Origin of the sequence: Tabrizicola flagellatus (assembly GCF_046295235.1) — a bacterium.
Taxonomy (GTDB): domain Bacteria; phylum Pseudomonadota; class Alphaproteobacteria; order Rhodobacterales; family Rhodobacteraceae; genus Tabrizicola; species Tabrizicola flagellata_A.
The window spans coordinates 24,781-50,389 of record NZ_JBKBLV010000025.1; the positions used below are offsets into that span (position 1 = coordinate 24,781).

A 25,609-nucleotide genomic window follows, 5' to 3' on the forward strand; every position below is an offset into this window, starting at 1 on the left:
GGGTATTATGGACGAACGGCGCGTTGCGCTTCTTGTGGATGGCGAGAACCTCTCTGTCGAGCATGCGGGGTTCCTGATCACGACGGCGATAAAGTCCGGTGTGCTGGGTATCAAACGGGTCTACGGCGCAGTCACGCGGCTGGATGGCTGGACCTCGGCCCCGGGATTCCGGGTAGTGCATGTCCCGGCGCGAAAGGATGCGGCCGGCATCGCCCTGTCGCTGGACGCACTGGAACTGGCCCTGACCCGACAAGTGGACAAGATCGTCCTTGCGACCTCGGACAGGGACATGACGCTGGTTGCGCTGCGTCTTGCCGAGTTGGGGTTCGCCGTCACCGGGATTGGCGAGGAGAAGGCGCCGGAAGAATTCCGCAAGGCGTGCCGAGAGTTCGTGAAGATCCCGGTGAAGGTCAATCCTGCCGAAGTCGCGAAGGCCCCGCCTTTCGATGATCGGATGTGCCAGTTCCTGAAGTCCGAAGGGGATTCTGACGGCTGGCTCTCCTTCTCAGCGCTGGGTCAGCAACGTGCCAAGACGATGGGGATTTCGAAAGCCGCTGCGGGGATCGGCAAGTCGGCGTCCTGGAGCGACTGGTTCAAGAAGCGGCCAGAGGTCTGTGAAATAGAAGAGCGCGGAACCCAGTCCCGCGCCCGTCTCAAGCCTGCGAAGAAGGCTTAACCCTTCAGCGCCTTGTTCAGGTATTCGTCCACCTTCTCCAGATAGCCCATGGTGGTCAGCCACTTCTGGTCCGGCCCCACGAGAAGCGCCAGGTCCTTGGTCATGAAGCCGTCCTCGACGGTCTGGACCGTCACCTTCTCCAGCGTCGTGGCAAAGCGCATCAGCGCCTCGTTGTTGTCGAGCTTCGCGCGGTGCTTCAGGCCGCCGGTCCAGGCGTAGATCGAGGCGATGGAGTTGGTGGAGGTCTGCTTGCCCTTCTGGTGCTCGCGGTAGTGGCGGGTCACGGTGCCGTGGGCGGCTTCGGCCTCGACGATCTTGCCGTCGGGCGTCATCAGGACCGAGGTCATCAGGCCGAGCGAGCCGAAGCCCTGCGCCACGATGTCGGATTGCACGTCGCCGTCATAGTTCTTGCAGGCCCAGACATAGCCGCCCGACCATTTCAGCGCCGAGGCCACCATGTCGTCGATCAGCCGGTGTTCGTAGGTCAGGCCGCGCTTCTTGAACTCCTCGGCGAATTCCTCGTCGAAGACCTTCTGGAAGATGTCCTTGAAGCGGCCGTCATAGGCCTTGAGGATGGTGTTCTTCGTCGACAGATACACCGGCACCCCGCGCTGGAGGCCATAGTTCAGCGAGGCGCGGGCGAAGTCGGTGATGCTGTCATCCAGGTTGTACATGCCCATGTAGACGCCGGCGGAGGGGGCAGAGTAGACGTCCTTCTCGATCACCGTGCCATCCTCGCCGACGAATTTCATCGTCAGCTTCCCCTTGCCGGGGAACTTGAAGTCCGTCGCGCGGTACTGGTCGCCAAAGGCGTGGCGGCCGACGACGATGGGCTGGGTCCAGTGCGGCACCAGGCGGGGGACGTTCTTGCAGATGATCGGCTCGCGGAAGATCACGCCGCCCAGGATGTTGCGGATCGTGCCGTTGGGCGACTTCCACATCTGCTTCAGGCCGAATTCCTCGACCCGTGCCTCGTCCGGGGTAATGGTCGCGCATTTCACGCCGACGCCGTACTGCTTGATCGCATTGGCCGCGTCGATGGTGACCTGGTCGTCGGTCCGGTCGCGCTCCTCGATCCCGAGGTCGTAGTATTTCAGGTCGATGTCGAGATAGGGCAGGATCAGCTTCTTCTTGATGAAGTCCCAGATGATCCGGGTCATCTCGTCGCCGTCGAGCTCGACGACGGGGTTGGCTACCTTGATCTTCGACATGCGCGGCCTCCTGTGGATTCGGTTGCCGGGGTCATAGCGGAAAAGCGCGGGCTTGGGAAGGGCGGTATGCGATTGTATACCGAAACGCGGGCGGGCCGCTCGTCGATGACTTCGTCACTCCTCGCTGCGGGTGCCCCCCGACGAGAAGCCGAAGGCGCACGAGGAGGTCAGCCGAACCAGGGCCGGGCCTTCTCTCTCACCCAGTCCCAGACCGCCGGTGCGCCCCGGGCGATCTTCGCGCCCACACGGGCTTCCAGCTGGTCGAAGGTGACATTGTAGCTCGTCCAGGTGCCGCCACCCGACATCAGGTTCGCCATCACCGGCTGCACCCGGTCGAGGCTCTTGGCAAAGCGGGCGTCGGGGGTCTCGGCGGCCTCGAACTCTTCCCAGAGCGCGCGCAGGTCGTGCCCCAGGTCGTCGGGAAGCAAGCCGAAGATCCGGTTGGCGGCCCTGGCCTCGGCGGCCTGGGTCTCGACGCTGGCATGGGCCTGGCCGTTCTGCGAATGGATCGGCACGTCGCCCACGTCGATCTCCACCAGGTCGTGGATCAGGAGCATCCGGATCACCCGTTCGATGTTCACGCCCGGCCCGGCCTGGTCGGCCAGCACCAGCGCGTAAAGCGCCAGGTGCCAGGAATGTTCGCCCGAATTCTCCGGCCGCGAGCCATCGACCAGCGTGGTCGCGCGCAGGACCGATTTCAGCCTGTCGGCCTCATTGAGAAAGGCGAACTGGCGCTCCAGCCGGTCGCTCAATGGCCCATGCCGCCGAAATCGACCGGAGCCTCGGGGGCCTCCTCGATCTCGCCGCGCTTGGCGGCCAGCGCCTTTTCCAGGAACTCGCGGCCCCGGCGTTCGGCAAGCCGCACGCGGACCGCGGTCATGTAGGCCTCCTGGAAGGTGGGCGAGGCCGCCATCAGCACCTTGGCCACCTTCTCGTAGAAGCGGTCGTCGCCAAGCTCTTCCTCGGCGGCCAGAACGTCGTCGGCCAGCTGGTCGGCCATATCCTGCAAGCTGGCCATCAGCGGGTCGCCTCCGTCATCCTCCGGCGGACATAGTCGGAGACCGTCTGGATCATCGGCTTCATGTGCGCCTCTTCGTCGTTGAAGAAGTGATCCGCGCCCTCGATCTCGGCATGGGTGATGGTGATGCCCTTCTGCTCGTGCAGCTTGGACACCAGTGTCTTGGTGTCCTTGGGCGGCGCGACCTTGTCGGCGGTGCCGTTGATGATGAGCCCCGAAGACGGGCAGGGGGCGAGGAAGGAGAAGTCGTAGAGGTTCGCGGGCGGCGCGACCGAGACGAAGCCGGTGATTTCGGGGCGACGCATCAGAAGCTGCATGCCGATCCAGGCGCCGAAGGAAAACCCGGCCACCCAGCACTGCTTGGAGTTCTGGTTCATGGCCTGAAGGTAGTCGAGCGCCGAGGCCGCGTCGGACAGTTCTCCGATGCCCTGGTCGTATTCGCCCTGGCTGCGGCCCACGCCGCGGAAGTTGAAGCGCAGGACGGTGAAGCCCAGGTTGTAGAAGGCGTAGTGAAGGTTGTAGACGACCTTGTTGTTCATCGTCCCGCCATAGGCGGGATGCGGATGCAGCACGATGGCGATGGGCGCGTCGCGGTCCTTCTGGGGATGGTAGCGGCCTTCCAGGCGTCCGTCGGGGCCGGCAAAGATCACTTCGGGCATTGCACTCTTCTCATGCGGGAGCGATTTCTTGACGCTTTCGCTCGGACAAACTAGAACCGTTCTAAAGCGGGCAGACCAGCTTTTCGGGGCCTGATTGAGGTAATGTGCGTCAGGCTTGGCGTCAATGTGATTGCGATTCTCCTTTCGGGGGGCAGGAGGCGGGATGAAGCTGTCTACCAAGGGACGCTATGCGATGGTTGCTCTGGCAGACCTCGCTCTGGCCAAGGGCGATGATCTGGTCTCGCTGGCCGCGATTTCCAAGCGTCAGGACATCTCGCTGCCCTATCTCGAGCAGCTCTTCGTCAAGCTGCGCCGCGCGGGCCTGGTCGAGGCGGTGCGCGGCCCGGGCGGCGGCTACAAGCTGGCGCGCAGCCCCAACGAGATCCGCATTTCCGAGGTGATGCAGGCGGTGGAGGAAACCGTCGATGCCATGCACACCGGCGCCGGGGCCAGCGGGGCCCTGTCCGGGACCCGGGCCCAGTCGCTGACCAACCGACTCTGGGAAAGCCTGTCGGCCAATGTCTATGTCTTCCTGCACCAGGTCCGGCTTTCGGATGTGGTGCAGAACGATCTGACGCCCTGTCCCGCCGTCCCCTCGCTGTTCCGCGTGGTGGACGAGGAATGACGCGGGTCTATCTCGACTGGAACGCCACTGCCCCCCTGCGGCCCGAGGCGAGGGCTGCGATGATCGCGGCGATGGAGGTGGTGGGGAACCCCTCGTCGGTCCATGCCGAAGGCCGGGCGGCCAAGGCGCTGTTGGAGCAGAGCCGCGCAAGGATCGCGGCGGCGCTGGGGGCGGACGGGGCGGACATCGTCTTCACGAGCGGAGCCACCGAGGCGGCGGCACTGGCCTGTGCGGGCCGGGGACTGGACTGCGCCGGCGTGGAGCATGACGCTGTGGCCGCCTGGTGCAATCCCGCGCTGCCGGTGGACGGGCAGGGCAGGGTGACGGTCCGCGATCCCGCCCGGACAGCGCTGCAACTGGCGAATTCCGAGACCGGGATCCTGCAGGACCTGCCCCCGGGCCTTGCGGTCAGCGACCTGACGCAAGCCTTCGGCAAGGTGCCCTTCGCCTTCAACTGGCTGGGCTGCGACATGGGACTGGTCTCGGCGCACAAGCTCGGCGGGCCGAAGGGCATCGGCGCGCTGGTCGTCCGGCAGGGTATCGAGGTGCCCGCCCAGCTGAAAGGCGGCGGGCAGGAGATGGGCCGCCGCGCCGGGACCGAGAACCTGATCGGCATCGCCGGTTTCGCCGCCGCCGCCGAAGCCGCTGCGCGGGACCTTGCCGCCGGGCTCTGGGACGAGGTCGCCGAACTTAGAAATATTCTAGAATCGCAGTTGTCGGCCGCGGCAAATGAGACTATTTCTGTCGGGAATGGTGTGCCCCGCCTGCCGAACACGCTCTGCCTGATCGCTCCGGGCTGGAAGGGCGAGACGCAGGTGATGGCGATGGACCTGGCCGGATTCGCGGTTTCCGCGGGCTCGGCCTGTTCCAGCGGCAAGGTGCGCGCCAGCCGCGTCCTGACCGCGATGGGCTTTGATGCGGCCCTTGCGGGCCAGGCGATCCGGGTCTCGATCGGCCCGGGGGTGACACAAGACGAGGTGCTGCGGTTCGGCGATGCCTGGACCAAGGCCTATGCCAAGGCCCGCGCGCGGGCCGCCTGAGGGGATGATGCCGATGACCGCCGCACTGGACACTTCCGAAGCCGTCGAGATCCGCGAAGGCGTGGACCGCGAGACGATCGAGACCGTGCAGGCGATGGCCGGCAAGTACAAGTACGGCTGGGAAACCGAGATCGAGACGGAATATGCGCCGAAGGGTCTGAACGAGGACATCGTGCGGCTCATCAGCGAAAAGAACGGCGAGCCGGACTGGCTGCTGGACTGGCGGCTGGCGGCCTACCGGCGCTGGGTCAGGATGGAAGAGCCCCGCTGGGCGATGCTGAACTACCCGGAAATCGACTATCAGGACCAGTACTACTACGCCAAGCCGAAGAGCATGGCGCAGAAGCCGAAGTCGCTGGACGAGGTCGATCCGAAGCTCTTGGCGACCTATGCGAAACTCGGGATTCCGCTGAAGGAACAGATGCTTCTGGCCGGAGTCGAAGGCGAAGCGGAACCCCGCAAGGTGGCCGTGGACGCGGTGTTCGACTCGGTGTCGGTCGGCACCACCTTCAAGGCGGAACTGGCCAAGGCCGGGGTGATCTTCTGCTCGATCTCGGAAGCCGTGCGCGAACACCCGGAGCTGGTGAAGCAGTATCTCGGCAGCGTGGTCCCGCCCACCGACAACTTCTTCGCCACGCTGAACAGCGCTGTCTTCTCCGATGGCTCCTTCGTCTATATCCCGAAGGGCGTCCGCTGCCCGATGGAACTGTCCACCTATTTCCGCATCAACGCGGAAAACACCGGCCAGTTCGAGCGTACCCTGATCGTGGCGGACGAGGGCTCCTACGTCAGCTACCTCGAAGGCTGCACCGCGCCCAAGCGCGACACCAACCAGCTGCATGCCGCCGTGGTGGAAATCGTCATCCTGAAGGATGCCGAGGTGAAATATTCCACCGTCCAGAACTGGTATCCGGGCGACGAGAACGGGGTGGGGGGCATCTACAACTTCGTCACCAAGCGCGCCGATTGCCGGGGCGACCGGGCCAAGGTGATGTGGACTCAGGTCGAGACCGGATCGGCGATCACCTGGAAATACCCCTCCTGCATCCTGCGCGGGGATGACAGCCAGGGCGAATTCTACTCCATCGCCATCGCCAACAACGCCCAGCAGGCCGATACCGGGACCAAGATGGTCCATCTCGGCAAGCGGACGAAGTCGCGGATCGTGTCCAAGGGCATCTCGGCGGGTCGGGCGCAGAACACCTATCGGGGGCTGGTCAGCATGCACCCCAAGGCCAAGGACAGCCGCAACTATACCCAGTGCGACAGTCTTCTGATCGGCGACAAATGCGGGGCGCACACCGTGCCTTACATCGAAGTGCGCAACAATTCCTCGCGGGTCGAGCATGAGGCGACCACCTCGAAGGTGGACGACGACCAGCTGTTCTACTGCCGTTCGCGCGGGATGGACGAGGAAGAGGCCGTGGCCCTGGTGGTGAACGGCTTCTGCAAGGAGGTCCTGCAAGCCCTGCCGATGGAATTCGCGATGGAGGCGCAAAGCCTGGTCGCGATCAGCCTGGAAGGCTCGGTCGGCTGACCGGCGCATGGAACGGGCTGCACCACATATCGGCCGGAGCGAGGGCCGCCCGCCGCAGGTCTGCCGGGCCGGGGACGGGACGATCCTTGCGGGGGACGCGCGCATGCAGGATGCCGATGGGGACGAGGGCGCACCGGGTTTCGCGCTGACCTTCGACGATGCCGAGGCCAAATTCCTCGCCCGCGCCTATGCCGGTGCCGGGACGATCCTGGAATACGGCAGCGGCGGGTCCACCGTTCTTGCGGCCGAGCTTGGCGCCCGGGTCTTTTCGGTGGAAAGCGACCGCGACTGGGCGGCGCGGCTGGCCGGGCATGTCGCGCCGATCTCGGACCGGGTGCAGGTGCATTGGGTCGACATCGGCCCGACCGGGGACTGGGGCGCGCCGCTGAAATCGCGCGAGCACCGCAAGTTTCATGGCTATGCGCTGTCGGTCTGGGACCGGCCGGATTTCGTGCAGCCCGACCTCGTGCTGATCGACGGCCGTTTCCGCTGCGCCTGCCTCGTGGCGGTGATGCTGCGCACGACCCGGCCCGTCACCGTGCTTTTCGACGACTATGCGCGCCGCCGCTACTACCACGGCGTGGAACGGCTGGCGCGGCTGGAAGAACTGGTGGGCCGGATGGCCCGCTTCACCGTCACCCCCGGCGCGATCCCGCCCGAGATGGTCACTGAGGCCATCGGCTGGTTCACCGATCCGCGCTGAGGCAGAAGGATAGAAAGATGCTTGAAATCAATAACCTGCACGTCAGACTTGAGGAAGAGGACAAGGTGATCCTGCGCGGGGTCGATCTGAAGATCGGCCCGGGCGAGGTCCATGCCATCATGGGGCCGAACGGGTCGGGCAAGTCCACCCTGTCCTATGTGCTCTCGGGCCGCGACGGCTATGAGGTGACCGAGGGGTCGGCCACGCTCGACGGGCAGGAGCTGCTGGAGATGGAGCCCGAGGAACGCGCCGCGGCGGGCCTGTTCCTCGCCTTCCAGTATCCGGTGGAAATTCCCGGCGTCGGCAACATGACCTTCCTGCGGACGGCGGTGAACGCTCAGCGCAAGGCGCGCGGCGAAGAGGAACTGAGCGCGGGCGATTTCCTGAAGATCGTGCGCGAGAAGGCCAAGACCCTGAAGATCGACGCCGAGATGCTGAAGCGCCCGGTCAACGTGGGCTTTTCGGGCGGCGAGAAGAAGCGCAACGAGATCCTGCAGATGGCCATGCTGGAACCCCGCATGTGCATCCTGGACGAAACCGACTCGGGCCTTGACGTGGATGCGATGAAGCTGGTCTCGGACGGGGTGAACGCGCTGCGCGACGGCAAGCGGTCCTTCCTGGTCATCACGCATTATCAACGGCTTCTGGACCATATCAAACCCGATGTCGTCCACATCATGGCGGGCGGCCGCATCGTCAGGACCGGCGGGCCGGACCTGGCGCTCGAGGTCGAACAGAACGGCTATGCCGACATCCTGAACGAGGTGGGCTGATGGCGTTGCCGAAGGCGAAGGAAGACGCCCTTGCCGCGCGGCTGGCGGCCCTGCCGGCGGTCGAGGGCAAGGGCTGGCTCGCCACCGCGCGGGCCGAGGCGCTGGCGCGGTTGACGGCCATGGGTCTGCCCGGGCGGCGCGACGAATACTGGCGCTATACTGACCCCACCAGTCTGAACAGCCCTGACCCGGCGCCGGCCGCGCGGTTCGACGCTGGCGACGAGACCGCACCCTTCGACGGGATGGACCGGCTCCGGCTGGTGTTCGTCGATGGAGTGTTCGATCCGTCGGCCTCGGACGATCCGGTTCTTGCGGGCGTCATGATCGAACGGCTGGCCGAGGCGGGCGACAAGCACATCCACTGGGCGCAAGGCATCTACGGTGTGCTGGAGGCTCGTGGCCAGGCTCCTGTCGCCCGGCCCTTTGCCGCGCTGAACTCTGCCCATGCGACGGATGGAGTCCTGATCCACGTCACCGGGAGAGCCGCGAAGCCTATCTCGCTGATTTATGTCCATGAATCAGAAGCTTCCGATGCAATGCTGCATCATTGCGTGAAGCTCGAGGCCGGGGCGGAGCTGACGCTGCTGGAAAACGGCCCGGCTGCGGCGCGCTTCTCCAAGGTGCTGGAGGTCGAGGTCGCCGAGGGCGCCCGGTTCCACCACATCCGCCTTCAGGGCCGCGACCACGAACGCCGCGCGGTGACCCACATCTTCGCCCGGCTGGGCGCGGGGGCGGAGTTCCGGTCCTTCACGCTGACGGCGAACGGCCGGCTGACGCGCAACGAGGCCGTTGTGGAACTTGCCGGCGCCGAGGCGCGCGCCCATGTCGCCGGGGCGGCGGTGGGGGATGGCGATTTCCACCATGACGACACCGTGTTCATCACCCATGCCGCCGAGGCTTGCGAAAGCCGGCAGGTGTTCAAGAAGGTGCTTATGAACGGGGCAACCGGCGTCTTCCAGGGCAAGATCCTGGTCAAGCCCGGCGCGCAGAAGACCGATGGCTACCAGATCAGCCAGAGCCTCCTTCTGGACGAGGACAGCCAGTTCCTCGCCAAGCCCGAGCTGGAAATCTACGCCGACGACGTGAAGTGCAGCCACGGCTCGACCAGCGGCGCGATCGACGAGACGGCACTCTTCTACCTGCAATCGCGCGGCGTCCCGCGGCGGACGGCGCAGGCGCTTCTGGTGCTGGCCTTCCTCGCCGAGGCGATCGACGAGGTGGCCGACGAGACCATCGCCGAGGACATCCGCGCCCGGCTGGAACGCTGGCTCGCGCGGCACGGGTCCAGGGGGTAGGGCGGCGGATGGCGGTCACGACCGATCTGGTGGCCACCTGGGCCCGCCCGCGCCAGGTCCTGCGCCAGCTTCTGGCGCGGGGCCGGTCCGAGCCCTTCGCGTTGTCGCTCCTCCTCGTGTTCCTGATCCTCGCCTTCATCGGCCAGTGGCCCGGCGCGGCGCGCGCGGCCTTTCTGGCCGGCGAGCCCTCGGCCTGGCCGCGCATCCTGCCCACGGCCTATGGCCTTCTGGCGGCGATCCCGTTCCTCTACGGGCTCGCGGCACTCGGCCATCTGGCCGCGCGCGCGATGGGCGGGCAGGGGAGCTGGTACGGCGCGCGGGTCGCGCTGTTCTGGGCGCTGGCCTGCGTCGGGCCGCTGATCCTGTTGCAGGGGCTGGTCGCGGGGATGATCGGCCCCGGTCCGGCCCTTAACGCGGTCAGGCTGATCGTCGGCCTGGCCTTCCTGTGGCTCTGGGCCACGCTTCTGCACGAGGCCGAACGCGGATGACCCTGACCGACCGCCTGATCCAGCTTGCGCGGCTGACGCTGGAGGATCCCCGCGCCGCCACCCGGGCGCTTTTGTCCGAGGGCGTGCCGATGCCGGCGCGGACCGCGGGCCTTCTCCTGGTCGCCGTGGTCTCGGCGCTTCTGGCCAGCCTGCAACTGGGGCTTAACCCGCAGCCGATGGACCCGGTCAGTGCCTTCATGCTGGCCAGCCCCTTCCGCGCGGCGGTGGTGCAATGGATCTTCCTTGCGCTGTCGGTCCTCTTGATCCACCGGGTCGGCCGTGCCTTTGGCGGGCGGGGATCGTTCGCGGATTCGCTCCTGGTCGTGGTCTGGCTTCAGGTGCTGATGCTGGTCGTGCAGGCGCTGCAACTGGTTGCAGGCATCCTGATCCCGCCACTGGGCGGGCTGATCGGGCTGGCCGGCTTTGTCCTCTTCCTGTGGCTGATGACCTGTTTCGTCGCCGAGCTGCACGGCTTCGCCTCGCGCGGGAAGGTGTTCCTGGGCATGGTCGTCACCGCCTTCGCCGCCGGGATGGTCCTGGGACTGGCGGTCATGCTGCTTGTCGGGCCGGAGGCCTTCATCCCCGATGTATGACGTCGAAAAGATCCGCGCCGATTTCCCGATCCTGTCGCGGGAGGTGAACGGCAAGCCCCTGGTCTACCTGGACAACGGCGCCTCGGCGCAGAAGCCGCAGGTGGTGATCGACGCGGTGACGCGGGCCTATTCCCACGAATACGCCAATGTCCATCGCGGGTTGCACTACCTGTCGAACCTCGCCACCGAGAAATACGAGGCGACCCGCGGCATCATCGCCCGCTTCCTGAACGCCCGGTCGGAGGAAGAGATCGTCTTCACCACCGGCACGACGGAAGGGATCAACCTCGTCTCATATGCCTGGGCCGCCCCGCACCTTGGCCCCGGCGACGAGATCGTGCTGTCGGTGATGGAGCATCACGCCAACATCGTCCCCTGGCATTTCCTGCGCGAACGGCAGGGGGTGGTGCTGAAATGGGTCGAGGTCGATGCCAACGGCGACCTCGATCCGCAGGCGGTGCTGGCGGCCATCGGGCCGAAGACGAAGCTTGTCGCCGTCACCCACATGTCGAACGTCCTCGGCACCGTGGTCGATGTGGCCGCTATCTGCCGCGGCGCGCGGGAAAAGGGCGTGCCGGTCCTGGTGGACGGGTCGCAGGCCGCCGTCCACATGCCGGTCGATGTCCAGGCCATCGGCTGCGATTTCTATGCCGTGACCGGGCACAAGCTATACGGGCCAAGCGGTTCCGGGGCGATCTTCATCCACCGCGAACGCCAGGCCGAGATGCGCCCCTTCCTCGGCGGTGGCGACATGATCCGCGAGGTCACGCGCGACAGCGTCACCTGGAACGATCCCCCGATGAAGTTCGAGGCCGGCACCCCCGGCATCGTGCAGCAGATCGGTCTCGGCGTGGCGCTGGAGTATCTGATGGGCCTCGGCATGGCCAACATCGCCGCGCATGAACGGACCTTGCGCGACTATGCCCGCGCGCGGCTGGCGGGTCTCAACTGGCTGAACGTGCAGGGGAATTCGGCGACGAAGGGGGCGATCTTCAGCTTTACCCTGCAAGGTGCCGCCCATGCCCACGACATCTCGACCATCCTCGACAAACGCGGCATCGCCGTGCGCGCGGGCACCCATTGCGCCATGCCGCTGATGGAGCATCTGGGCATCACTGCCTCGTGCCGGGCCTCCTTCGGGCTTTACAACACGGTCGAGGAGGTGGACGCGCTGGTCTCGGCGCTCGAGCTTGCGCACGAACTTTTCGCCTGAGCGCGGTCCGCCATTGAAACCCTCCGCGCCATCCGCTAAGGACGGCGCAGGCACCCGTAGCTCAGCTGGATAGAGTGCTGCCCTCCGAAGGCAGAGGTCACAGGTTCGAATCCTGTCGGGTGCGCCAATCCCTATTCAGTCGGAAATCCTGCGGTAGTCCGTCACCATGTCGGGCAGGCCGCGCATCGGCAGCACCGTCCGCAGGCTGTCGCCGGTGCAGGCAGAGCGCAGCGACATCGACCCCCCGGGCGGGGCGCCGGCGGGCAACTCGCCGCTGGCATCGGGCGTGCTGCCCCTGACCCGGCCCGCCATGCCGCCCCCCGCCTCGGTGCAGAGGTTCAGCTGTCCCCCCTCGGCCGACCAGCCGCCCATGGCGCCGGTCAGCGTGCCCTCGCCCTCCCACAGGATGTCGCGGCGGTCCTCTGTCAACGAGACCCGGAAGGACGAGGTGCCGAACACCCCGTCGCCGCGAAAGCTGACGTGCCGATCGCCCGCATGCTCCGCCCGCGCGGCAAGGCCTTGCGCGCGCATCCATTCCGCCGGGCCGCCGCCCGTCATCTCCCAGGTGCCGACCAGGCAGGCGTCCAGCGCGTCCGACCCCAGGCAAGGTGCGCAGCTGCGCCGACGTTCCACCGTCAGCACGCCCTCGACCGCCTCGACCGGCAGCGCCGCCAGCCGCCACGCGGCCGCCGCGCCGCCTTCGCGGGTGTCCAGTTCCTCGGGCAGGGCGCCCCAATCGCCCCCGGCCTTCCAGGTCAGGCCCGGCGGGGCAGGGCGGGGCTGGTTGCCCCAGACCCCGCAGGCATAGTCCGCCCGGCCCAGCGTCAGGGTGAAGGCGTCCATCGGCAGCGCGTGCCGTCCGGCCGCCGAGATGTCCAGCACCGTCCCTTCGGGCGGGGTCGAGGCCAGCGCGCCGCCCTGCGGATGGCGGATCCGGCCATCGGCGTAGGCCTCGGCGAAGTCCTGCCAGTCGCGAGCCGTCAACGACGCGCGCATCGCCGCCTGCTGGGCCGCAGCGCCGCCGGCATCGGCCATGGCGTCCTGGAAGGGCATCAGCGCCGCCAGCCCGCCCCGGCCCTGCATCAGCCAGTAGAAGAAGTGCACCGCCTCATGCGCCATGTCGTTCAGCGCCACCCGCGCCTCGACCGCCGCATCGAAGGCGCCGCCCCGGTCGGTGTAGGGGGCACTTTCGGAAATGGCCGCAGCGGCGAAGGCCTCGGCCGCGCCCTCGATCCACCAGGCGCCACCCGCGCCATAGCTGTCGTATTTCGGCCCGGCGTAGGTCGCGGCCTGCACGCAGTGGAAGATCTCGTGCGCCACCGTCACCGGCATCGAGCCGTCCGTCGCCGCCCCGGCCAGCCCGTAGAGCGTGATCAGACATTCCGGCCCCCGTGCCGGGTCGGGCGTGCCGAGGGTCACGCCCAGCACCTCGGCCGCGCCGCTGCCGTGGTGGGACAGGTCGGTGCCGGGGTGCACATCGTCCAGCACCAGGATCGTGATGTCCTCGACCCGGAACCGCCCCAGCCCGGCAAAGGCCTGCCCGGCCATCCGCGCGCCGCGTTCGACCTCGGCCGCCAGCGCCGGGGGCACCGCCCAGCCCGCCGCCGCATCTGCGATGCCGCGGATCAGGCGCTGGCCATCCGGTGTCGGCACCTCGAAGCGGAACAGTTCCACACAGGTCAGATCGCGGGCCGTCGGCGCATCGGCGAAGGCGGCAAGATAGCCCGGCGCCGAACAGTCCCCCACCTCGGCCCGGGCCGGCAGGGCAGGCAGCAGGACGGCGGCAAGGAACGGCGTCAGTCGCATCGGGCTTCCTCGGAACCTGGGCAAGCGTTCCAGCGCAAGCGCTGCCTGTCAACGGCCGTGCCCGGGCACCGGCTTGAAAGTCGCGGGACGTTGCAGTCTGGTCCGCGACGAAGAGGACTGACATGCCGCGCCCCCCTGGCCCTGCTCGCCGGACTTGCCCTGGGAAGCCTGGGCGGGGCGGTGTTCTACCTGCTGTCGCTGCCGCTGCCCTGGATGCTGGGGCGCTCTTCGCCACCATGGCGGCAGCCGTGGCCGGGGCGCCCATCCGGGGACCGGCGGGCCTGCGCCCCGCCATCGTCGCGGTGATCGGTGTGCTGCTGGGCTCGCGCTTCACGCCCGACATCCTGGGCCAGGCCGGGCAGACCGCGCTGACGCTGGTGATCCTCCTCGTCTATCTGGCCGCCGTTGCCGCCGTGGTCGTGCCCTTCTACCGGCTGGTCGGCCGGCAGGACTGGACCACGGCCTATTTCGCCGGCATGCCGGGCGGGCAGTCCGAGATGATCGAGTTCGGCGAGGCCCGCGGCGCGGATGTGCCGGCGATCGTGCTGGCCCATTCGCTGCGCATCGTCGTGACCATCGCACTGATGGCCTTCCTGTTCCGCGTGGTCCTCGGCCATGATGTCGGCCGGACCGCCCCGACCGCAGGCGGCCCGCTCGGGATCGCCGACATCGCGCTTCTGGCCGGGTCGGCGCTCCTTGGCGCGGCTCTGGGCATCCGCCTGCGCCTGCCCGCGCCGACCTTCCTCGGCCCGCTGATCCTCTCGGCGCTCGTCCATGTGACCGGGCTGACCGAAAGCGCGCCGCCACCCCCGCTGGTCGTCGTCGCGCAGGTGCTGCTCGGCACCATCCTCGGGTGCCGGTTCGTCGGAATCGCGCCGGCGATGCTTGCCCGGGCGGGCTCCTCAGCATGGGCGCCACGGTGTTGACGCTCGCGCTTGCTCTGGTCGCCGGGCTGGCGATGCGGGCCGGGGCAGGGGTCGGCCTCGACCAGGCGCTGCTCGCGCTCGCCCCGGCGGGCTGACCGAGATGGGGCTCATCGCGCTCGCCATCCAGGCGGACGTGGCATTCGTCGCGCTGTACCATGTGGTGCGCATCCTCGTCGTGATCGTGCTGGCGCCCATGGCAGCCCGCCTGCTGCCCGACCGGCCCTGAAGCCACGGCCTGCCGAGCAGATCGTCGGGCCGGGCCCTTGCCTTCTTGCAAATGCTTCTCATTTACATTCTAATGCAGCCTGACCCACGGGATCATCATGCCCTCGCTTCGCCCTCTGCTACTGGCCGTTCTGGCGCTGGCCCCTCTGCCGGCCCTTGCCGAGTCTCCGCTCAAGGTCGTCACCACCTTCACCGTCATCGCCGACATGGCCCGCAACGTCGCGGGCGAGGGGGTGGAGGTCGTCTCGGTCACCAAGCCAGGGGCCGAGATCCACGGCTATGAGCCCACGCCCCGCGACATCGTGGGCGCCTCCGACGCCGACCTCGTGCTGCGCAACGGCCTCGGCCTCGAACGCTGGTTCGAGCAGTTCCTGGCGAATCTCGGCGATGTGCCCTCGGCCACGCTCAGCGATGGGGTCGAGCCGATCTCGATCACCGGGGGTGACTATGACGGCCGTCCCAACCCCCATGCCTGGATGAGTGTGGACAACGCCCTGATCTACGTTGACAACATCGCCAGGGCGCTTTCGGGCATCGATCCGGAGAATGCCGCGACCTATGCCGCCAATGCGGCCGCTTACAAGGACCGGCTGCGCGCCGCGCTCGATCCGCTCAAGGCGCAGATCACCGCCCTGCCGCAGGACCGCCGCTGGCTCGTCACCTGCGAGGGTGCCTTCAGCTATCTCGCTCGCGATCTGGGGCTGAAGGAACTTTACCTCTGGCCAATCAACGCCGACCAGCAGGGAACGCCGCGTCAGGTCCGCGCGGTGATCGACGGCGTGCGCGCGCACGCCATTCCGGCCGTGTTCTGCGAAAGCACCGTGCCCTCCGACCCGGCCGAACAGGTCGCCCGCGAAACAGGGGCGGCCTTTGGCGGGGTGCTCTACGTCGACAGTCTCTCGACCCCCGACGGGCCGGTGCCGACCTATCTCGATCTCCTGCGGGTCACGACCGAAACCATCGTCCGGGGCCTGACCGCCGGGAACTGAGGGCATGATGCGCGACATCTCCGCGACCGAGGGCATCTTCGCCGAGGGCGTCACCGTCACCTACCGCAACGGCCTGACCGCCCTGACCGACGCCAGCTTCGCCATCCCGACCGGCACCATCACCGCGCTGGTTGGGGTGAACGGGGCGGGCAAGTCCACGCTGTTCAAGGCGATCATGGGCTTCGTGCCGCTCGCGCGCGGGACGATCCGCCTGCTGGGCCTGCCCGTGCGCGAGGCGCTGCGGCGCAACTTCGTGGCCTACGTTCCGCAGGCCGAGGAGGTGGACTGGTCCTTCCCGGTCCTCGTCGAGGACGTGGTGATGATGGGCCGCTACGGCCACATGGGGATCCTGCGCCGCCCCTCGGCCACGGACCGGGCGCGGGTCGATGAGGCGCTGGCCCGGGTGGGCCTCTCCGACCTCCGCCACCGCCAGATCGGCGAACTGTCCGGCGGCCAGAAGAAGCGCGTCTTTCTCGCCCGGGCCCTGGCGCAGGAGGGGCGGATCATCCTCCTCGACGAACCCTTCACCGGCGTCGATGTCACGACCGAGGAACAGATCATCGCTCTCCTGCGCGACTTGCGAGACGAGGGGCATGTGATGCTGGTCTCGACCCACAACCTCGGCTCGGTGCCCGATTTCTGCGACCGCACCGTGCTGGTGAAGGGCACGGTCCTCGCCCATGGCCCGACCGCGACCACCTTCACCCGCGCCAACCTGGAACGCGCCTTCGGCGGCACGCTGCGCCACTTCACCCTTGGCGGCAGCGACCTGCACGACGACGACGACAGCCGCGAGGTCTCGATCCTGACCGACGACGAACGCCCCTTCGTCCAGTATGGCCGGAAAGGCGCGCCATGATCCCTGCACTTGCCCTTTGCCCAAATACTCCCGCCGGAGGCCGCGCCGAGCCGGTTGGGCCGCAGGCCCAGAGGCGAGAGACAAGGCTTGCGCCGCAAGGCGCGCAACATGACAGCCGTCCCGACCCGCGAGCGTCCGGTCATGCTTGAGCCCTTCGCCTACAGCTACATGACCAATGCGATGTGGGTCTCCGCTCTGGTCGGCGGGGTCTGCGGCTTCCTGTCGGCCTATCTCATGCTGAAAGGCTGGTCGCTGATCGGCGACGCCCTTTCCCACTCCGTCGTCCCCGGCGTCGCCGGGGCCTATATCCTCGGGCTTCCCTTCGCGCTCGGTGCCTTCCTGTCCGGGGGCCTCGCCGCCGGGGCCATGCTGTTCCTTTCAGGGCGCACCGGGCTCAAGACCGACACGGTGATCGGGTTGATCTTCACCGCGTTCTTCGGCCTCGGCCTGTTCCTGATCTCGATCTTCCCGACCGGGGTTTCGGTGCAGACCATCGTGATGGGCAACGTGCTGGCGATCTCGCCCGCCGACACGCTGCAACTGGTGCTGATCGGAGCCGTCTCGGCCGTGGTCCTCCTCGTGCTCTGGAAGGATCTGATGGTCACCTTCTTCGACGAGGCCCACGCCCGCACCATCGGCCTGCGCCCCGATCTGCTGAGACTGGTGTTCTTCACCCTGCTTTCGGCCTCGACCGTGGCCGCGATGCAGACGGTGGGGGCCTTCCTCGTCGTCGCCATGGTCGTGACCCCCGGTGCCACGGCCTATCTCCTGACCGACCGCTTCCCGCGCCTGCTGGCCCTTTCCGCCGGGATCGGCGCGGCGACCGGGTTTACCGGCGCCTACATTTCCTACTTCCTCGACGGAGCCACCGGGGGCGTCATCGTGCTTCTCCAGACCCTTCTCTTCGGGCTGGCCTTCCTCTTCGCTCCGAAACACGGGCTTCTGGCGGCGCGGGCGCGGGCGAGGGCGGCATGATCGAGGCGCTTGTCCAACCTTTCCAGTTCCCGTTCATGCAGAACGCCTTCTGGATCGCGCTGATCGTGGCGCCGCCGGCGGCGCTGTTGTCCTGCTTTCTCGTCCTGAAGGGCTGGGCGCTGATGGGCGACGCGGTCAGCCATGCGGTGCTGCCCGGAATCGTGCTGGCCTGGCTTGCCGGTCTGCCGCTCCTGCTCGGGGCCTTCGCCGCCGGTCTCGGCGCGGCGCTGATGACCGGCTGGCTGGCCGACAACAGCCGGATCAAGCGCGACACGGCAATGGGGGTGGTGTTCTCCGGCATGTTCGCGGCCGGGATCGTGCTGTTCACCGCCATCCCGACCGAGATGCACCTCGACCACATCCTGTTCGGCAACATGCTGGGGGTGGGGCGGCAGGATCTCCTGACCTCGGCAGCCATCGCGGGCCCGGTCACGCTGATCCTGGCGCTGAAATGGCGCGACCTGATGCTGCACGCCTTCGACCCTGCCCAGGCGCAGGTCTCGGGACTGCCGACCCGGCTCTTGCACTATGGTCTGCTGGCGATGCTGTCGCTGACCATCGTCGCCACGCTCTCCTCGGTCGGCCTGATCCTGGCCATCGGCCTTCTGATCGCGCCGGGGGCAATCGCCTTCCTGATGGCGCGCAGCTTCGGGGCAATGCTGATCCTGGCCACCGTGATCTGCCTTGCCGCGATGATCCTGGGCGTCTGGACCAGCTTTCATCTCGACTCCGCACCTGCGCCCACGGTGATCCTTATCCTGACGGGGATGTTCCTGCTGGCCTTCCTCAACCGGACGATCCGCGCCCGCGCCGCCTGATCCGGCTTGCCGCCGGCCCGGCCAGCCCTTACCCATGGGGCGATGACCGGACCAACCCCCCTGACCCGGGCGATCGACGCCCAGCTCGCACGGCTTGCCGCCCTGCCGCAGGGGCCCGCGCGGCTGGAGGCGCAGCTGCGCCAGCTGGCGAAATGGCGCTCGATCGTGCTGGCGAATACCCTCCTCCAGCGAGGCGGCGGTCGGGTTGCCCATGGCCCCTTCGCCGGCATGCTCTATCCCGTCGCCGCCGCCGAGGGGGGCCGCGCGCCGCGACTGCTCGGGCTTTACGAGGCGAGCCTGCATCCCGTCATCGAAACCGTCATCGCCCGCGCCTACGCCCGGGTGATCGACATCGGTTCGGCCGAAGGCTACTACGCCGTGGGCCTTGCCCTCCGCATGCCCGCCGCCCTGATCCATGCCCGCGACACGAACCCCGCCGCGCGCGACCTCTGCGGGCAGCTTGCCCGCGCGAACGGGGTCGAGAACCGGCTCCAAATCGGCGGGGAAGTGACTCATGCCGACCTCGCGCTCTGCGCCGAAGGTTCGACCTTTGTCCTCTGCGATATCGAGGGCGCCGAGGCCGAACTGCTCGACCCAGCCCGCGCCCCGGCGCTGGCCGAAGCCGACCTGCTGGTCGAGGTGCATGAGGGCATGCGCCCGGGCCTCCTTGCGCTTCTGACCGATCGCTTCGCGGGCACCCACCGGATCACCCGGATCGACCGCAGCTTGCGTCCCGATCTCCTGCCCGACTGGGCCGAGACGCTGTCGGACCTCGACCGCCTGCTCCTCTTGTGGGAGTGGCGCGCCACGCCCACGCCCTGGCTCTGGATGGAACGCCGCTGATGCCCGATCCGACCCCGCCCGCCAATGCGGCGATCTGGTTCACCTCCGATGGCTATGATCCGGTCCGCAGGGGCATCAACGGCCGCCGCGTCGCGGGCGAAAGTTTCCTGCGCGGCTTTTTCGCGCATGGCAGGGTGGACGAGTTCGTCTCGATCGCCCATGCGCAGGGCGACCACGCCGCCTTCGCCGAGATGGCGCGCGCCGCGGGCGTGACGCGGCCCCTGCGCGCGGTCAGGCTGGATGCGCCGGCTGCCATGGCGCCGGTCGAGGTGCTGCATTATCCCGCCCCGATCAGCGCGACGGAATGCTGGCGCCGGTCGGTGCATGGGGCGGCGGCCTGGGCGCTGTGCGGTGTAACCCATACCACCGCCACGAAGAATGTCATGCAGACGATCTTTGATTTGCGCTCGGCGCCGCAGATGCCTTGGGATGCTGTCATCTGCACCTCGCAGGCCGTGCAGGCCTCGATCCGCCGCCTGATGGAACTGGCTGAGGCCCACCTTGCCGAACGCTTCCCCGGCGCCACCCTGCCGGCGCGGCCCCTGTTGCCGGTGATTCCGCTGGGCATCGTCTGCGACGATTTCCAGCCCGACCCGGCGCTGGGGCAGGCGATGCGCGCTCGGATCGGTGCCGCACCCGGCGACGTGGTCGCCGTCTCCATCGCACGCCTTACCCCGGACGAGAAGTTCGACCCGCTGCCCCTGTTCCTGGCCATGGAACAGGCCGCGGGCGAAGTCCGTGCCCGGGGCGGCGGCAGGCTGCACCTCGTTCTCTGCGGCCAGTTCCACGAAGAGACCTGGCAGGACATCTATGCCCGGGCCGCGGCCCGGCTGATGCCCTCCTGCGGCTATCACCTTCTGGACGGCGGCAACCCCGACGACCGCAAGGCCACGCTCTCGGGCGGCGATATCTTCGTCTTTCCGATCGACAACCTGCAGGAAACCTTCGGCCTCGCCCCGATCGAGGCGATGGGGGCGGGCCTGCCGGTGATCGTGACCGACTGGGACGGGATGAAGGACACGGTGACGCCCGAGGTCGGGATCCGCGTGCCGACCGAACTGCCGCGGGCTGGGCTGTCGGGCTATGTCAGCCAGCGCTTCCTGGGCGGGACCGATTCCTATGTGCAATACCTCAGCCAGGTTTCCGCTCTGACCCGCATGGACGTGGGCGCCCTTGCCCGGGCACTGGTGACGCTGGCGCTGGATCCCGACCTGCGCGCCCGCATGGGCAGCGCGGGGCGGGCACGGGCCCGGTCGCTCTATGACTGGCGCGCCGTGATCCCGCAGTATCAGGCGCTCTGGGGTGAACAGCGGGCCATGCTGTCCCACGCCCGCGCGAAGGGCGCTCCGGGGATCGCGCCGCGCGACCCTGCGCTGGTGCCGGTCGGGCCGGCGGTGGAAGAGATGTATGCCGCCTATCCCACCGCCTTCGCCGCCGAGGACCGCCGCCTGGCTGCTCGCCCGCTGGGCGACCGTCCGGCCCCGGTCGAGATGTTCGGCCTGCGCAACTATGCGCTCCGCCGCCGCCTGATCGACGACCCGGCCCGGATCGAGGCGGTCCGTGCCGCCTATGCCGCGGCCGGCCCGCAGGGCGCGACCGAGGCCGAGATCGCCGCTGCCCTGCGCCTGTCGCCCGCCGTGGTCGGCCGCGCCGCGCTCTGGCTGCTGAAATACGACTACCTGGTGGAGGCTCCATGACCGCCGATCCGACGCCACCCCGTTCCATCCTCATCACCGGCGCGGGCGCCGGCATCGGTCGCGCCACCGCGCGCGCCTTCCTGGCCGCGGGATGGGAGGTCAGCCTCCTCGGCCGACGCCGCGCCGCGCTCGAGGAAACCGCGAACGGCGCGCCGGCGCGGATCCTTGTCGCCGATGTCGGCGACCAGGCCGAGGTCGAGGCAGCCTTCGCCGATCTGCCCCGGCTGGACGTGCTGTTCAACAACGCCGGCATCTCGGCCGCGGCCGCGCCGATAGACGAGATCCCGGTCGAGACATGGCTGGAAGTCAGCCGCACCAACATCACCGGCATGTTCCTCTGCGCCCGCGCTGCCTTCGGGCTGATGCGGCGGCAAAGCCCGCGCGGCGGGCGAATCATCAACAACGGATCCATCTCGGCCCATGTGCCGCGCCCGGGGTCGGTGCCGTATACCATGTCGAAGCACGCCGTGACCGGCCTGACCCGCACGCTTTGCCTTGACGGACGCGCCCATGACATCGCCTGTGCCCAGATCGACATCGGCAATGCCCTGACCGACATGGCCGCCGCCTTCACCCGCGGCGTCCCGCAGGCCGACGGCAGCATCCGGGTCGAGCCGGTGATGGACGTGGATCACGTCGCGCGGATGGTCCTCCACATGGCCAGCCTGCCCCTGGAGGTCAACACGCCCTTCGTCACCATCATGGCGCGGGACATGCCCTATATCGGGCGCGGCTAGCGGGGGCGCGCCTCAGTCCGGCCGGTCGAACAGCAGCGACAGGCAGGACAGAAGCCGCATGACCTCGGCATCGCGCAGCGCGTAGATGATCGCCTTGCCCGAGCGCCGGGCGGTGACCATGCCTTCCATGCGCAGACGTGCCAACTGCTGGCTGACCGCCGCCTGCCGCTGCCCGGTCAGCACCTCGAGCTCCTGCACCGCCTTCTCGCCGTCGGCGAGGTGGCACAGGATCATCAGCCGCCCCGGATGGCTCAGCGCCTTCATCAGCGCTGCCGCCGGTTCGGCATGACGGCCCATCGAATCGGCAAGCGACCGGCCTGCCGCACCCCGCGCGCCCGAGACCAGCGCCCCTGCGTTCCGGGCATCTGCCGGCCCACGATCCAGCGACATGCTTCACCTCTGACAACCCACAAAGCGCCAGATTATCACATTGCGCAAAAGGGCTCGACAGATACTTGCCTGATCCGCAGCCGCCGGGCAAGGTTTCGCCGAAGTTGGGAAGGCCTTCCCGATGGATACCGCTTCGGCACAGCGCCTGTCGCCATGCCGGCCTACCAGGAACGCGCAGACCTTGCGCAAAGGACCAGACTATGACCCGCCTCTCCGCCTTCACCGCCCCCGGCCGCTTCTGGCGCGGCAACCTGCATACCCACTCCACCCGCTCGGATGGCGTGTTGCCGCCGGAAGAAGTCTGCCGCCGCTACCGCGACGAGGGCTATGATTTCCTCGCCCTGACCGACCATTTCATCGGCTCCTACGGCTATCCGATCGTCGATACGACGTCCTTCCGCACCAACCGCTTCACCACCATCCTCGGCGCCGAACTGCATTCCGGCGCCATGGCCAACGGCGAGTTGTGGCATATCCTGGCCGTCGGTCTGCCGCCGGATTTCGCGCCCTCGGACAGCCCTACCTTCCTGCCGAAGCCAGGGCAGGAAACCGGCGCCGAGATCGCCGCGCGCGCGGTCGCTGCCGGGGCCTTCGTCGCCATCGCCCATCCGCAATGGTCGGGGCTGACGCTGGCCGATGCCCGCGCGATTGAGGCCGCCCACGCGGTCGAGATCTACAACCACGGCTGTGCCACCGGCTGCGACCGCCCCGACGGCGCGGCGATTGCCGACCTCCTGCTGACCGAGGGGCGCCGGCTCAGCCTCATCGCCACCGACGACGCGCATTTCTCGGAACCCGACCATTTCGGCGGCTGGGTGATGGTCAAGGCCGAGGAGAACGAGCCCGAGGCCCTGCTTGCGGCATTGAAGCGGGGGGATTTCTATTCCTCGCAAGGGCCGGAGTTGCGCGACGTGGTGGTCGAGGGGGACCGTGTGGTGGTGGAATGTTCGGCCGCCGTGTCGGTGGTGGCGATGGGGCATGGCACCGGCGCGAAAGCGGTTCACGGCCATTCGATGACCCGGGCCGCGGTGCCGCTTGCCCGCCTGAACGACAGCCCCTGGCTGCGCGTCGCGGTGATCGATGCGGCGGGCAAGCGCGCCTGGTCGAACCCGATCTGGCTGCGCTGAAAGAAGAAGCCCGGAAATTTCGCCGAAGATCCCGGGCTCCGGAACGGAGGGCGGCATGATCACGGATGTGGAGGACTACTTCACCCGGGGCTGCGGCCGCTGCGACCGCTTTGCCACCCCCGACTGTTCCACCCGGACCTGGCTGCCCGGCCTCATGGCCCTGCGCCGGATCTGCCGCGATGCAGGCCTGACCGAGACGGCGAAATGGGGCCATCCCTGCTACATGCACGCGGGCCGCAACATCTGCATCTTCGGCGCCTTCCGCGGCGATTTCCGCCTGACGCTGTTCAACGCCGCGCTCCTGTCCGATCCCGGGCGCCTCTTGCAGCGGCAGGGGCCGAACACCCGGCACCCGGACTGTTTCCGGTTCACAGACAATGACGGACCCGCGCGGCTGGAACCGGCGATCCGCGCCTCTCTTGCCGAGGCGATGGCCCATGCCGAACGCGGCACCCTGCCGCCGAAGGAGGCGTCGGACATTGCCTTGCCCGAGGAACTGGTCGAGGCTCTGGACGCCGACCCGGAGCTTGCCGAGGCCTTCGCGGCGCTGACCCCCGGCCGGCGGAAAAGCTGGGCGCTGCATGTGGCCGGCGCCAAGACCGCCGCAACCCGGCAGGGCCGGATCGCGAAGGGCAGGGCGCGCATCCTTGCCGGCAAGGGGGCGCTGGAGCGTTGATCCGAGCCGGCCGGATCAGTTCCCCAGGATGCCCGGCAGGCGCAGCCCGTGGTCCTTCGCGCACTGGATCGCGGTCTCGTAGCCCGCATCCGCGTGCCGCCAGACGCCCGAGGCCGGGTCGTTCCACAACACGCGCTCCAGCCGACGTGCGGCCTCGGGCGTGCCGTCGGCGACGATCACCACGCCCGCGTGCTGGCTGAACCCCATGCCGACCCCGCCGCCGTGATGCAGGCTGACCCAGGTCGCGCCCGAGGCGGTGTTCACCAGCGCATTCAGAAGGGGCCAGTCCGACACCGCATCCGAGCCGTCCTTCATGCCTTCGGTCTCGCGGTTGGGGCTCGCGACCGAGCCCGAATCGAGGTGATCCCGCCCGATGACGATGGGCGCCTTCAGTTCGCCCGAGGCCACCATCTCGTTGAACATCAGCCCCGCCCGGTGCCGGTCGCCAAGACCGATCCAGCAGATCCGCGCCGGCAGGCCCTGGAAGGCGATGCGCTCCCCCGCCATGTCGAGCCAGCGGTGCAGATGCGCGTTGTCGGGGAACAGCCGCTTCATCGCCGCGTCGGTCTTGCGGATGTCCTCGGGGTCACCCGACAGCGCGCACCAGCGGAACGGGCCGATCCCCTTGCAGAAGAGGGGGCGGATATAGGCCGGCACGAAACCGGGGAAGGCAAAGGCGTTCTCGAAGCCCTCCTCCTTCGCCACCTGGCGGATGTTGTTGCCGTAGTCGAGCGTCGGCACGCCCGCGTTCCAGAACCCCACCATCGCCTCGACATGGGCGCGCATCGAGTGCCGGGCGGCACTTTCCACCGCCGCCGGGTCGGTCTCCTGCTTCGCGCGCCATTCGCCGACGGTCCAGCCCGCCGGGCAATAGCCGTGCAGGGGATCATGGGCCGAGGTCTGGTCGGTCACGATGTCGGGGCGCGGGCCGCCGGCCTTCATGCGGGCGAGGAGCTCGGGGAAGACCTCGGCGGCATTGCCCAGAAGGCCCACCGACTTCGCCTCGCCTTTCGCCGTCCAACCGGCGATCATGGCCAGGGCCTCGTCCAGAGTATGAGCTTTCGCGTCCAGGTATCTGGTGCGGATGCGGAAATCGATCCGGGTCTCGTCGACCTCCACGGCCAGGCAGCAGGCGCCCGCCATCACGGCGGCCAGGGGCTGCGCGCCGCCCATGCCGCCAAGGCCGCCGGTCAGAATCCACTTGCCTTTGAGGTTCCCGCCGTAATGCTGCCGTCCGGCCTCGGCGAAGGTCTCGTAGGTGCCCTGCACGATTCCTTGCGTGCCGATGTAGATCCAGGACCCCGCGGTCATCTGGCCGTACATCATCAGGCCCTTGCGGTCGAGCTCGTTGAAATGCGCCCAGGTGGCCCAGTGCGGCACGAGGTTCGAGTTGGCGATCAGCACGCGCGGGGCGTCGCTGTGGGTGCGCACGATGGCCACGGGCTTGCCGGACTGGACGACCAGGGTCTCGTCGGCCTCCAGGTCCTTGAGGCCTGCCACGATCCGGTCGAAGTCGTCCCAGGTCCGCGCGGCGCGGCCGATGCCGCCATAGACCACCAGTTCATGCGGGTTCTCGGCCACATCCGGGTGCAGGTTGTTCATCAGCATCCGCATCGCGGCCTCGGTCTGCCAGCTCTTGCAGGTCCTGTCCGGGCCGGTCGGGGGATAGACATCGCGGAGATTGTGGCGCGGGTTCGTCATGGGCTGGCT

General features: G+C 68.2%; 28 protein-coding genes and 1 tRNA gene. 22 read left to right on the forward strand and 7 right to left on the reverse strand.

What is annotated here, in order from left to right; translation table 11 throughout:
• The first annotated feature begins 7 nt into the window (after window positions 1-7).
• Complete coding sequence (locus ACK4IU_RS12110) at window positions 8-676, forward strand: NYN domain-containing protein (protein WP_409735433.1); 669 nt, start codon at window positions 8-10, stop codon at window positions 674-676.
• On the opposite strand, the gene ACK4IU_RS12115 is transcribed toward ACK4IU_RS12110, so the two are convergent.
• The 4 genes from ACK4IU_RS12115 to ACK4IU_RS12130 all read right to left on the reverse strand — a co-directional run bounded on the left by ACK4IU_RS12115 (window position 673) and on the right by ACK4IU_RS12130 (window position 3,564).
• Window positions 673-1,887 carry an NADP-dependent isocitrate dehydrogenase gene (locus ACK4IU_RS12115; protein ID WP_409735436.1) on the reverse strand — a complete coding sequence of 405 codons (1,215 nt, stop codon included), beginning with the start codon at window positions 1,885-1,887 and terminating at the stop codon, window positions 673-675. The two genes, ACK4IU_RS12110 and ACK4IU_RS12115, sit on opposite strands and share 4 nt — an antisense overlap.
• A gap of 167 nt (window positions 1,888-2,054) precedes the next feature.
• Complete coding sequence (locus tag ACK4IU_RS12120; protein WP_409735439.1) at window positions 2,055-2,639, reverse strand: HD domain-containing protein; 585 nt, start codon at window positions 2,637-2,639, stop codon at window positions 2,055-2,057.
• Window positions 2,636-2,905, reverse strand: a complete 270-nt coding sequence (locus tag ACK4IU_RS12125; RefSeq protein ID WP_409735442.1) for a hypothetical protein — start codon at window positions 2,903-2,905, stop codon at window positions 2,636-2,638. The genes ACK4IU_RS12120 and ACK4IU_RS12125 overlap by 4 nt, the downstream gene beginning before the upstream one ends.
• Window positions 2,905-3,564, reverse strand: coding sequence for an alpha/beta hydrolase (locus tag ACK4IU_RS12130; protein WP_409735445.1), 660 nt, complete (start codon window positions 3,562-3,564; stop codon window positions 2,905-2,907). The genes ACK4IU_RS12125 and ACK4IU_RS12130 overlap by 1 nt, the downstream gene beginning before the upstream one ends.
• 163 nt (window positions 3,565-3,727) lie before the next feature.
• On the opposite strand from ACK4IU_RS12130, the gene ACK4IU_RS12135 reads away from it, so the two are divergent.
• The 10 genes from ACK4IU_RS12135 (at window position 3,728) to ACK4IU_RS12180 (ending at window position 11,958) form a co-directional block, all read left to right on the forward strand.
• On the forward strand, window positions 3,728-4,189 hold the full coding sequence (locus ACK4IU_RS12135) for an Rrf2 family transcriptional regulator (RefSeq protein ID WP_409735448.1): 462 nt from the start codon (window positions 3,728-3,730) through the stop codon (window positions 4,187-4,189).
• The gene (locus ACK4IU_RS12140) at window positions 4,186-5,229 is read left to right on the forward strand and encodes a cysteine desulfurase family protein (RefSeq protein ID WP_409735451.1); all 1,044 of its coding nucleotides are present in this window, start codon (window positions 4,186-4,188) and stop codon (window positions 5,227-5,229) included. Before ACK4IU_RS12135 ends, ACK4IU_RS12140 begins: the two co-directional genes overlap by 4 nt.
• 13 nt (window positions 5,230-5,242) lie before the next feature.
• Window positions 5,243-6,766, forward strand: a complete 1,524-nt coding sequence (gene sufB / locus ACK4IU_RS12145) for a Fe-S cluster assembly protein SufB (protein WP_409735454.1) — start codon at window positions 5,243-5,245, stop codon at window positions 6,764-6,766.
• Between the two features lie 103 nt (window positions 6,767-6,869).
• Entirely contained in the window at window positions 6,870-7,469 is a 600-nt protein-coding gene (locus ACK4IU_RS12150; protein WP_409735457.1) for a hypothetical protein, read from the forward strand.
• 17 nt (window positions 7,470-7,486) lie between these two features.
• Complete coding sequence (gene sufC / locus ACK4IU_RS12155) at window positions 7,487-8,242, forward strand: Fe-S cluster assembly ATPase SufC (RefSeq protein WP_409735460.1); 756 nt, start codon at window positions 7,487-7,489, stop codon at window positions 8,240-8,242.
• Entirely contained in the window at window positions 8,242-9,537 is a 1,296-nt protein-coding gene (gene sufD, locus ACK4IU_RS12160; protein WP_409735464.1) for a Fe-S cluster assembly protein SufD, read from the forward strand. Before sufC ends, sufD begins: the two co-directional genes overlap by 1 nt.
• Before the next feature lie 8 nt (window positions 9,538-9,545).
• Window positions 9,546-10,025 (forward strand): YIP1 family protein, encoded by a 480-nt coding sequence (locus tag ACK4IU_RS12165; protein WP_409735467.1) that lies wholly within the window; start codon window positions 9,546-9,548, stop codon window positions 10,023-10,025.
• Entirely contained in the window at window positions 10,022-10,618 is a 597-nt protein-coding gene (locus ACK4IU_RS12170; protein WP_409735470.1) for a YIP1 family protein, read from the forward strand. Before ACK4IU_RS12165 ends, ACK4IU_RS12170 begins: the two co-directional genes overlap by 4 nt.
• On the forward strand, window positions 10,611-11,831 hold the full coding sequence (locus tag ACK4IU_RS12175) for a cysteine desulfurase (RefSeq protein WP_409735473.1): 1,221 nt from the start codon (window positions 10,611-10,613) through the stop codon (window positions 11,829-11,831). Before ACK4IU_RS12170 ends, ACK4IU_RS12175 begins: the two co-directional genes overlap by 8 nt.
• Before the next feature lie 50 nt (window positions 11,832-11,881).
• Window positions 11,882-11,958 (forward strand) — tRNA-Arg (locus ACK4IU_RS12180).
• Between the two features lie 8 nt (window positions 11,959-11,966).
• Here the strand turns inward: ACK4IU_RS12180 and ACK4IU_RS12185 are convergent.
• Entirely contained in the window at window positions 11,967-13,637 is a 1,671-nt protein-coding gene (locus tag ACK4IU_RS12185) for a hypothetical protein (protein WP_409735476.1), read from the reverse strand.
• 236 nt (window positions 13,638-13,873) lie between these two features.
• On the opposite strand from ACK4IU_RS12185, the gene ACK4IU_RS12190 reads away from it, so the two are divergent.
• The 9 genes from ACK4IU_RS12190 (at window position 13,874) to ACK4IU_RS12230 (ending at window position 21,706) form a co-directional block, all read left to right on the forward strand.
• Window positions 13,874-14,563 carry an AbrB family transcriptional regulator gene (locus ACK4IU_RS12190; RefSeq protein WP_409735479.1) on the forward strand — a complete coding sequence of 230 codons (690 nt, stop codon included), beginning with the start codon at window positions 13,874-13,876 and terminating at the stop codon, window positions 14,561-14,563.
• 100 nt (window positions 14,564-14,663) lie between these two features.
• Entirely contained in the window at window positions 14,664-14,789 is a 126-nt protein-coding gene (locus ACK4IU_RS12195; RefSeq protein WP_409735481.1) for an AbrB family transcriptional regulator, read from the forward strand.
• Between the two features lie 97 nt (window positions 14,790-14,886).
• A complete protein-coding gene (locus ACK4IU_RS12200; RefSeq protein WP_409735484.1) occupies window positions 14,887-15,777 on the forward strand; it encodes a metal ABC transporter substrate-binding protein in 891 nt (296 codons plus the stop codon).
• Between the two features lie 7 nt (window positions 15,778-15,784).
• Entirely contained in the window at window positions 15,785-16,636 is an 852-nt protein-coding gene (locus tag ACK4IU_RS12205) for a manganese/iron ABC transporter ATP-binding protein (RefSeq protein ID WP_409735487.1), read from the forward strand.
• A 108-nt stretch (window positions 16,637-16,744) separates the two neighbouring features.
• Window positions 16,745-17,611: a metal ABC transporter permease gene (locus ACK4IU_RS12210; protein WP_409735490.1), complete on the forward strand. Its 867-nt coding sequence runs from the start codon at window positions 16,745-16,747 to the stop codon at window positions 17,609-17,611.
• Entirely contained in the window at window positions 17,608-18,429 is an 822-nt protein-coding gene (locus ACK4IU_RS12215; protein WP_409735493.1) for a metal ABC transporter permease, read from the forward strand. The genes ACK4IU_RS12210 and ACK4IU_RS12215 overlap by 4 nt, the downstream gene beginning before the upstream one ends.
• A 42-nt stretch (window positions 18,430-18,471) precedes the next feature.
• Complete coding sequence (locus ACK4IU_RS12220; protein ID WP_409735496.1) at window positions 18,472-19,272, forward strand: hypothetical protein; 801 nt, start codon at window positions 18,472-18,474, stop codon at window positions 19,270-19,272.
• Window positions 19,272-20,969 (forward strand): glycosyltransferase family 4 protein, encoded by a 1,698-nt coding sequence (locus tag ACK4IU_RS12225; protein ID WP_409735499.1) that lies wholly within the window; start codon window positions 19,272-19,274, stop codon window positions 20,967-20,969. The genes ACK4IU_RS12220 and ACK4IU_RS12225 overlap by 1 nt, the downstream gene beginning before the upstream one ends.
• The gene (locus ACK4IU_RS12230; RefSeq protein ID WP_409735502.1) at window positions 20,966-21,706 is read left to right on the forward strand and encodes an SDR family oxidoreductase; all 741 of its coding nucleotides are present in this window, start codon (window positions 20,966-20,968) and stop codon (window positions 21,704-21,706) included. Before ACK4IU_RS12225 ends, ACK4IU_RS12230 begins: the two co-directional genes overlap by 4 nt.
• 12 nt (window positions 21,707-21,718) lie before the next feature.
• On the opposite strand, the gene ACK4IU_RS12235 is transcribed toward ACK4IU_RS12230, so the two are convergent.
• A complete protein-coding gene (locus ACK4IU_RS12235; RefSeq protein ID WP_409735505.1) occupies window positions 21,719-22,096 on the reverse strand; it encodes an ArsR/SmtB family transcription factor in 378 nt (125 codons plus the stop codon).
• A 200-nt stretch (window positions 22,097-22,296) separates the two neighbouring features.
• On the opposite strand from ACK4IU_RS12235, the gene ACK4IU_RS12240 reads away from it, so the two are divergent.
• Both ACK4IU_RS12240 and ACK4IU_RS12245 read left to right on the forward strand, forming a co-directional pair.
• Window positions 22,297-23,223, forward strand: coding sequence for a PHP domain-containing protein (locus tag ACK4IU_RS12240; protein WP_409735508.1), 927 nt, complete (start codon window positions 22,297-22,299; stop codon window positions 23,221-23,223).
• A 55-nt stretch (window positions 23,224-23,278) separates the two neighbouring features.
• On the forward strand, window positions 23,279-23,899 hold the full coding sequence (locus ACK4IU_RS12245) for a YdeI/OmpD-associated family protein (RefSeq protein WP_409735511.1): 621 nt from the start codon (window positions 23,279-23,281) through the stop codon (window positions 23,897-23,899).
• Between the two features lie 15 nt (window positions 23,900-23,914).
• Here the strand turns inward: ACK4IU_RS12245 and hutU are convergent, their stop codons facing one another.
• Complete coding sequence (gene hutU, locus ACK4IU_RS12250; protein WP_409735514.1) at window positions 23,915-25,600, reverse strand: urocanate hydratase; 1,686 nt, start codon at window positions 25,598-25,600, stop codon at window positions 23,915-23,917.
• Between the last annotated feature and the right edge of the window lie 9 nt (window positions 25,601-25,609).

Bases quoted from the DNA above. Each gene is read 5' to 3' on its own strand.
- ACK4IU_RS12185 (WP_409735476.1), bottom strand. From the start codon at position 13,637: ATGCGACTGACGCCGTTCCTTGCCGCCGTCCTGCTGCCTGCCCTGCCG.
- ACK4IU_RS12205 (WP_409735487.1), top strand. From the start codon at position 15,785: ATGCGCGACATCTCCGCGACCGAGGGCATCTTCGCCGAGGGCGTCACC.
- ACK4IU_RS12215 (WP_409735493.1), top strand. From the start codon at position 17,608: ATGATCGAGGCGCTTGTCCAACCTTTCCAGTTCCCGTTCATGCAGAAC.
- ACK4IU_RS12245 (WP_409735511.1), top strand. From the start codon at position 23,279: ATGATCACGGATGTGGAGGACTACTTCACCCGGGGCTGCGGCCGCTGC.
- sufC (WP_409735460.1), top strand. From the start codon at position 7,487: ATGCTTGAAATCAATAACCTGCACGTCAGACTTGAGGAAGAGGACAAG.
- ACK4IU_RS12220 (WP_409735496.1), top strand. From the start codon at position 18,472: ATGACCGGACCAACCCCCCTGACCCGGGCGATCGACGCCCAGCTCGCA.
- ACK4IU_RS12125 (WP_409735442.1), bottom strand. From the start codon at position 2,905: ATGGCCAGCTTGCAGGATATGGCCGACCAGCTGGCCGACGACGTTCTG.
- ACK4IU_RS12170 (WP_409735470.1), top strand. From the start codon at position 10,022: ATGACCCTGACCGACCGCCTGATCCAGCTTGCGCGGCTGACGCTGGAG.
- ACK4IU_RS12200 (WP_409735484.1), top strand. From the start codon at position 14,887: ATGCCCTCGCTTCGCCCTCTGCTACTGGCCGTTCTGGCGCTGGCCCCT.
- ACK4IU_RS12135 (WP_409735448.1), top strand. From the start codon at position 3,728: ATGAAGCTGTCTACCAAGGGACGCTATGCGATGGTTGCTCTGGCAGAC.
- hutU (WP_409735514.1), bottom strand. From the start codon at position 25,600: ATGACGAACCCGCGCCACAATCTCCGCGATGTCTATCCCCCGACCGGC.
- ACK4IU_RS12165 (WP_409735467.1), top strand. From the start codon at position 9,546: ATGGCGGTCACGACCGATCTGGTGGCCACCTGGGCCCGCCCGCGCCAG.
- ACK4IU_RS12225 (WP_409735499.1), top strand. From the start codon at position 19,272: ATGCCCGATCCGACCCCGCCCGCCAATGCGGCGATCTGGTTCACCTCC.
- ACK4IU_RS12130 (WP_409735445.1), bottom strand. From the start codon at position 3,564: ATGCCCGAAGTGATCTTTGCCGGCCCCGACGGACGCCTGGAAGGCCGC.
- ACK4IU_RS12140 (WP_409735451.1), top strand. From the start codon at position 4,186: ATGACGCGGGTCTATCTCGACTGGAACGCCACTGCCCCCCTGCGGCCC.
- ACK4IU_RS12190 (WP_409735479.1), top strand. From the start codon at position 13,874: ATGGCGGCAGCCGTGGCCGGGGCGCCCATCCGGGGACCGGCGGGCCTG.
- ACK4IU_RS12240 (WP_409735508.1), top strand. From the start codon at position 22,297: ATGACCCGCCTCTCCGCCTTCACCGCCCCCGGCCGCTTCTGGCGCGGC.
- ACK4IU_RS12110 (WP_409735433.1), top strand. From the start codon at position 8: ATGGACGAACGGCGCGTTGCGCTTCTTGTGGATGGCGAGAACCTCTCT.
- ACK4IU_RS12115 (WP_409735436.1), bottom strand. From the start codon at position 1,887: ATGTCGAAGATCAAGGTAGCCAACCCCGTCGTCGAGCTCGACGGCGAC.
- ACK4IU_RS12235 (WP_409735505.1), bottom strand. From the start codon at position 22,096: ATGTCGCTGGATCGTGGGCCGGCAGATGCCCGGAACGCAGGGGCGCTG.
- ACK4IU_RS12175 (WP_409735473.1), top strand. From the start codon at position 10,611: ATGTATGACGTCGAAAAGATCCGCGCCGATTTCCCGATCCTGTCGCGG.
- ACK4IU_RS12210 (WP_409735490.1), top strand. From the start codon at position 16,745: ATGACAGCCGTCCCGACCCGCGAGCGTCCGGTCATGCTTGAGCCCTTC.
- ACK4IU_RS12150 (WP_409735457.1), top strand. From the start codon at position 6,870: ATGCAGGATGCCGATGGGGACGAGGGCGCACCGGGTTTCGCGCTGACC.
- ACK4IU_RS12230 (WP_409735502.1), top strand. From the start codon at position 20,966: ATGACCGCCGATCCGACGCCACCCCGTTCCATCCTCATCACCGGCGCG.
- sufD (WP_409735464.1), top strand. From the start codon at position 8,242: ATGGCGTTGCCGAAGGCGAAGGAAGACGCCCTTGCCGCGCGGCTGGCG.
- sufB (WP_409735454.1), top strand. From the start codon at position 5,243: ATGACCGCCGCACTGGACACTTCCGAAGCCGTCGAGATCCGCGAAGGC.
- ACK4IU_RS12195 (WP_409735481.1), top strand. From the start codon at position 14,664: ATGGGGCTCATCGCGCTCGCCATCCAGGCGGACGTGGCATTCGTCGCG.